At 61.2% G+C, this 6,236-nt stretch carries 5 protein-coding genes; all 5 read left to right on the top strand.

Going from position 1 to position 6,236, the window contains the following annotated elements:
* Positions 1-189 precede the first annotated feature (189 nt).
* Positions 190-1,422, top strand: a complete 1,233-nt coding sequence (locus tag FXV83_RS40965; RefSeq protein ID WP_148745705.1) for an acyl-CoA dehydrogenase family protein — start codon at positions 190-192, stop codon at positions 1,420-1,422.
* Between the two features lie 503 nt (positions 1,423-1,925).
* Positions 1,926-2,525, top strand: coding sequence for a hypothetical protein (locus FXV83_RS40960; protein WP_148745704.1), 600 nt, complete (start codon positions 1,926-1,928; stop codon positions 2,523-2,525).
* Between the two features lie 140 nt (positions 2,526-2,665).
* Complete coding sequence (locus tag FXV83_RS40955; protein WP_148745703.1) at positions 2,666-3,280, top strand: TetR/AcrR family transcriptional regulator; 615 nt, start codon at positions 2,666-2,668, stop codon at positions 3,278-3,280.
* Positions 3,281-3,350: 70 nt separating this feature from the next.
* A complete protein-coding gene (locus tag FXV83_RS40950) occupies positions 3,351-4,211 on the top strand; it encodes a DMT family transporter (RefSeq protein WP_148745702.1) in 861 nt (286 codons plus the stop codon).
* A gap of 1,025 nt (positions 4,212-5,236) precedes the next feature.
* Complete coding sequence (locus FXV83_RS40935; RefSeq protein WP_187436532.1) at positions 5,237-6,136, top strand: ABC transporter substrate-binding protein; 900 nt, start codon at positions 5,237-5,239, stop codon at positions 6,134-6,136.
* The last annotated feature ends 100 nt before the right edge of the window (positions 6,137-6,236 follow it).

The raw sequence follows: 6,236 nt of genomic DNA, 5'->3' as shown, positions 1-6,236 counted from the left end.
TTGTGGGAGAGGGTGGCTTCGCTGCAAGCGAAGCCGGGTGAGGGGTTCTCTCCGCGAGTCACTCTGCCAGCTGCAATCGCGGACGGAACCCCTCATCCGGCGCTTCGCGCCACCTTCTCCCACAAGGGGAGAAGGGAAGAGGGGGCCCTTCATTGAGTGCGGCTTTTTCGGCACGAACGGGAGGCTACAATGGACTTTCAACACTCCGCCCGTTCGCGGGAGCTCCAGGACCGCGTCCGCCGGTTCATGCAGACGCATCTCGAGCCGGTCGAGGAGCTCTATTACGAGCAGGTCAAGCCGGAAGCCACGCGCTACCGGACGCCGCCTGTGCTCCAGGACCTGAAGCGGCTGGCGCGCGAGCAGGGACTCTGGAATCTGTTCCTCTCCGGCGAGCACGGGCCAGATCTTGCTAACGCAAGGCTGACCAATCTCGAATATGCCCCTGTGAAGGAGATCATGGGCCGCATCCTCTGGGCGCCCGAGGTCTTCAACTGCTCGGCGCCCGACGTCGGCAACATGGAGGTGCTGGCCAATTACGGCACGCCGGCGCAGCAAGAGCGTTGGCTGAAGCCGCTGCTTGAAGGACGGATCCGCTCCGGCTTCTCGATGACCGAACCGCAGGTCGCCTCCAGCGACGCCACCAACATCCAGTGCGAGATCCGGCGCGACGGCGGCGACTACGTCATCAACGGCCGCAAATGGTTCACCTCAGGCGCGATGAACGAGGATTGCGAGATCCTGATCGTGATGGGCAAGACCGCGCCCGACCATCCCGACCGCCATCGCCAGCAATCGATGATCCTGGTGCCGAAGAATACGCCCGGCGTGCGCATCGTGCGCGATATGCTGACTTACGGCTATGACGACGCGCCGGCCGGCCATCCCGAGATCGTCTACGACAATGTCCGCGTGCCCGCCGAGAACATTTTGCTCGGCGAGGGCCGCGGCTTCGAGATCGCGCAAGGTAGGCTCGGGCCCGGGCGTATCCACCATTGTATGCGGTTGATCGGCTGCGCCCAGCGCGCGCTGGAATTGATGTGCGCCCGCGCGGTTTCCCGCACAGCCTTCGGCAAGCCGCTCGCCGAGCAAGGCTCGGTGCGCGAGGACATCGCAAACTCGTTCTGCGAGATCGCGCAGGCGCGGCTATTGACGCTGCAAGCGGCCGACAAGATGGACCGCGAGGGCAACAAGGCCGCGCGCGACCTGATTGCCGCGGCCAAGATCGTGGTGCCGAGCATGGCCGCCCGCGTCATCGACCGCGCCATCCAGATCCACGGCGCCGCCGGCGTCTCGCAGGACACGTTCCTCGCCCGCGCCTACGTCTACGCCCGCTTCATCCGCATCGGCGACGGACCGGATCAGGTGCATCTGGCAGCGGTGGGGAAAGAGCTGATCAAGCGCGGCGGCGTGATGGCGGGGTAGGCAGACATGCTCCGGGGCACTCCGGCCGCCCTGTCGCCCATAAGGATTGGTTTTCCCCAGTGTTTGCCAATTCAAACGGCGCGTCGTTCAGTGTTGAGCCGTTGCCACGTTGGTGCTATGGTTAAACTACATCATTCCCATTTGGTCTGATGAAGCGGGCGGATGATCAGGCTTACGGATTGCCGCCTGCCATTTGGAAATTGGAATATTTGAAGCCATAGGCCCCGCCTCCGGACGCGTTTCAAAGCCGGCCGCGCAGTCTTCATTGAAGTTAGTGCCCTCCGTTCTTCCTATTGACTCGGAGGCGGGCCTGTTTCTGTCGAGCGTAATCGAAAAGCGATTTCGCCATGTTCATTCCGACAAGCCGAGCCGATTGCAAGGCAGGTAAAGCCCGTTCCAGTGCAGGACCAGTCGGCCTTTACCTAATAGCTTTCCTGCTATGTGCAGCTTGCGTTGTTCAATTCGCGGACACCGCGTGGGCTCAATGCGCAGCCCGGGATGTCTTGCGCAACAAGCTGGAGCTCAGGACACGCTCCGCCCAACCGTCCCAGCTGCCTATCAAGTCCGCTGGCGATGTGGCGACATGGAAGACGATCACAATTGGCACATTTGCCGGGCCGATCAGGCTGCGCAACGAGCTCGATGGTCTGGGCTGCAATGTCGGTGGGCAGGCCTCTGAAATTCTTGCTCGACCGGCGTTTACTGTCGGCTCTCACAAGACTGATGTGGAGCTTGTCCTCGTAACGCCGGCCCAGCTTGGGTTCACGCCCGATACCGTGAGCCTGGCTGACATTTACGCGCGTGCTCGGCAGCTCGGCTTTGAACTTGCTGCGGCCGAAGTCGGCCCGCAATTGCGTATCCAGTATTTCGATCAGCCTATGGGCGAATTTCTCATCATTGGCATGGAGCCAATCAAGACCTGGAGCGGCGAGCCCATCATTCTGAATGTGGCAAATGGCGGAGCCGGATTGATCCTGATCGGCCAAGACGGCAGAGCCGAAGCCGAAATACCCGCGACATCCCGGTTCGTCTTCACGCGGTCGCATCAATCCGCACCCGGCGCCGAATTCATCGACCAGACAGCGGCAATTCTGCCACCGTGAACGGAAACCGACGGCAATTCTGGAGGACGCCATTGAATGGCGGCCTGCAGCCAGCGCGTAAAACGCCTCCCGGTCGAGTCCGCTTCCGGATCCAAGCCGGGGACTTGCGATATATAGACCATTCGGTCTATATATGAGCAATGAGCCGCCAAACTCCAGCGCAGTTGCCCCGTGGCCGCCCCCGAAGCTTCGACACGGAAGCCGCAGTCGAACGCGCGATGGGCGTGTTCTGGTCGCGCGGCTATCACGCCACGGCGCTCCCGGATCTTCTTCGTGCGACCAAGCTCTCGCGTGGCAGCCTTTACGCCGCTTTCGGCGACAAGCACTCGCTCTTCCTGCGTTCGCTTGATCGCTACATTGCCGATGCCATGACACGGATGGACCTCGAACTCGCCCCCAGCAGGGAGCCGGTCGACGCCCTACGGGCCTACCTTGCCGGCTACGTCGACCGCACCAGCGGTGCCAATGGCCGGCGCGGATGCCTGCTCGTGGCCACAGCCATGGAGCTGGCTGGCCAGGATGCTGAAGTTAATCGCCGCATCGCGAGCTTCTTCAAAGCCATGGAGGCCAGGGTGGCGGATGCACTGTCCCGCGCGAACACGGCGGGCAAGTTGGCCGAAGGTGTCGAGCCCGCAAGTGCCGCCCGAATTCTCATCTGTTTCCTTTGGGGGCTACGAGTGGTCGCCAAAACGGCACCGACACCGATCACGTTGCAAGCCACCGCTGACGCTCTTCTCGGCCGCTTCATCAGGTAGACAACCCATGGACGATTCCGCTGTTAGCGCGTCTATATCTAGACCGAATGGTCTTGAAAGGAAAGATGCCATGTCTGCCATCCAGATCGTCTGCGCCGTGGCCGTTCCGTTGCTCTGGGGTTATCAGTTCGTGGCCATCAAGGTGGGCGTTACGGAGTTTCCGCCTCTCTTCTTCCTCGCCCTGCGGTTCATGGCCATCGCGCTGCTGCTTATTCCGTTCGTCAAAAGGCCCAAGCGTCAACAGTTCGGCCCTATCGCAGCTATTTCGATTTTCCTTGGTGGACTGAACTTCGGGCTCTTCTATGTCGGCCTTGGGCTCGGCTCGGGAAGCATGTCGGCCGTCGCATATCAACTCGCGCCGCCCTTCACCGTGCTGTTGGCCTGGCCGCTGCTCGCGGAGCGGCCGTCTCTCACCACGTCCGCCGGAGTGGTGCTTGCATTCGTCGGCGTGATCATGTTGGCGGCGGGGCTTGGCCTGTCGGCAAACGCGCTTCCGCTGCTGCTTGTGGTCGGGGCCGCATTCGCGTTCGCGGTATCCAACGTCTTGACAAAGCGCTACGGCCCTTTTGATCCCCTGATGTTGATGGGATGGTCATCCCTGCTCACGGTGCCACAGGTCATGTTGATGTCGTTGCTCCTTGAACATGGACAGCTGGCGAGCCTGATCACGGCGGATGAACATGGTTGGCTGGCACTCGCCTATACGATTTTCATCGGAGGAATTGTTGGGTTTGGCCTTTGGTTCTGGCTGATCGCCCGTTGCTCCATGGGCCGCGTCGCACCATTCGGGCTGCTGCTTCCGGTGTTCGCCTTGATGTCGAGCGTGTTGTTTCTTGGCGACCGCATGACCCCAAGGTTGATTGTCGGCGGCCTGCTCGCGATCTCCGGCGTCGCCATCACGCAGGTAAGACCGGGCGTCCGATCAGTTTGAAAACCTGGGAAGTCGCGCCGCGGCGACTTGCGGGTTTGGCCCGTAAGCGACCTGCCGAGCGTTTCTCTGCCAAGCGTTTCTCTGCCAAGCGTTTCCTGGCCAAGATTGCTTCTGACGAAAGTGGACATGCCGGGCGCGTTGTCGCATAGCGCCGATCATCCTCCGCCAAAAGGCCTGCCCCCAGCCTAAGTGGTATTCAAGCAGATGACATAAATGGACCGAAAGCACCGGCCAGACGTTGAAAAACAATCAACCGAAATGGACGAGGGTCCTCCGTGGGAGACAACTTCTTGGGCATTCATTAGCGCGGGAGACGAGTATGACACTTATTTGGCTTGGTGTGCTCCTGGTTTTCGGCGGCGTGCTCCAGATGGCGTATCAGCCGATCTGGCGAGACCGCCTAAGTGGCGGAAGGCGGCTTCGCTCCGGGCGATCCAGTGACACCATTGAACCTGAAAGACCGGCCAGCGGCTTTGGGATCAAATCGAATTGGCCTGGACTTACACTGGTCGCGCTTGGCGCCGCGTCCTTGCTGGCCGGCGCTGCCATCTGAGTTGAACCTGACTTCGTGACGTTCTCGGGCCTTGCGGGGGGCCGCGCCCGATCGATCTCACCAAATCCGCGCCGGTCGGACGGGACGGCTCCGGCCTTGCGTAGCTTGCTCATCGTCAGAGTCACTTCGTCCGCTGCACGGCGAGGTGGGCGTACGGGGTGATCGACCAGTGGTGATTGCGGCAGCGCGCGGCTCGGCACTTGGCCCCCTAGCTTACGTCTTCGGCGGCTTGGGGCATGGACGGCTTTTGACCCTGGGCGGACATTGGGTCGCAGCGTCTAGGGTCAATTGACTGCCCTTTCTCACCCGCCGCCCCGTCCCAAAGTGTTAGGCTTGGGGCGTCGATGTTTTTTCCCTCAGGGGACACATGCAACGGCGCGAGTTCATCACGCTTTTCGGTGGCACGGCAGCGACGTGGCCGTTTGCCGCGCGGGCGCAGAATACCAACAGAGCTCCCAGACGGATCGCCTTCTTGCCCGATCTCTACCCGGCAACGCTCGAAGCCTGGCGGGCAGAAATGCGCGTCCTCGGCTGGATCGAGGGGCAGGACTTCGTCATCATGCAGTCAGGGAAACAACTGGGAAGCCGCGGCCCCTTAGATGAAGCCGCACAACGCGTGGTGGCGAACAAGCCTGACCTCATTTTCACTCGTACAACGGCCTATGTGCTCGCTCTGCAACGCGCAACGGGGTCAATTCCTATCGTGACGCTGACTTCTGGATACCCGGTCGAGGCTGGCGTGGCTGACAGCCTCGCCAAGCCCGGACGGAATGTCACAGGCAACGCGATTTATACGGAGACGGGGGTCTGGGGCAAGATGTTGCAACTGCTCCGCGAGGCCAAGCCGGACATCAAGCGAGTCGGCATCTTGTGGACCTACGTCATACCGGCGTTTCCAAAGGAGGAGATCGAGCCCTGCTTCGCTGAGCTCAATAGCGCCGCACGCTCGCTTAACTTGGAGCTTCACATCGTCGAGGTGGCGAACTCCGATCAGCCACAGGCTGCGCTCGCCGAGATCGACGAGTGGAAACCAGGGGGCCTACTGCTGACCTCTTTTTTTTCCGAGAAGGCGAGGGCGGTCGTGATGCAGTTTGCCGTGGGCAAAGGCCTGCCCACTATCGTCGATGTTGATGTTTGGACACGCATCGCCGCGCCACTCTATCCCCTTCTGTTTTACGGACCCTTAAATCGAGAGCTTATGCAGAATGCGGTCGCTTCGGTCGACAAAATTTTGCGGGGGTCTAGTCCGGGCGACCTGCCGATCCAGCGGCCTCGCCGATTTGAACTGATTGTCAACCTTGAAACCGCGAAAGCAATTGGGCTCGATCTTCCACCCGTTCTTGTCGCGCGCGCGGACCGGGTGATCGAATAGGGCTCTTCGTTGCGTGCACGAGTCTGAAATTGGCCCCATGCTGCCTAGCTCAATGCTCGTCCAAGCGTCGGCTGTCGGGTGTAGACCGGAGTGCGCCGGG

Source organism: Bradyrhizobium hipponense, from assembly GCF_008123965.1.
GTDB lineage: Bacteria > Pseudomonadota > Alphaproteobacteria > Rhizobiales > Xanthobacteraceae > Bradyrhizobium > Bradyrhizobium hipponense.
This window is presented reverse-complemented; position numbering and strand designations above follow the sequence as displayed.

What these genes read in the sequence shown, in the direction of transcription:
- FXV83_RS40965 (WP_148745705.1), top strand. Translation starts at nt 190, where the DNA reads ATGGACTTTCAACACTCCGCCCGTTCGCGGGAGCTCCAGGACCGCGTC.
- FXV83_RS40955 (WP_148745703.1), top strand. Translation starts at nt 2,666, where the DNA reads ATGAGCCGCCAAACTCCAGCGCAGTTGCCCCGTGGCCGCCCCCGAAGC.
- FXV83_RS40950 (WP_148745702.1), top strand. Translation starts at nt 3,351, where the DNA reads ATGTCTGCCATCCAGATCGTCTGCGCCGTGGCCGTTCCGTTGCTCTGG.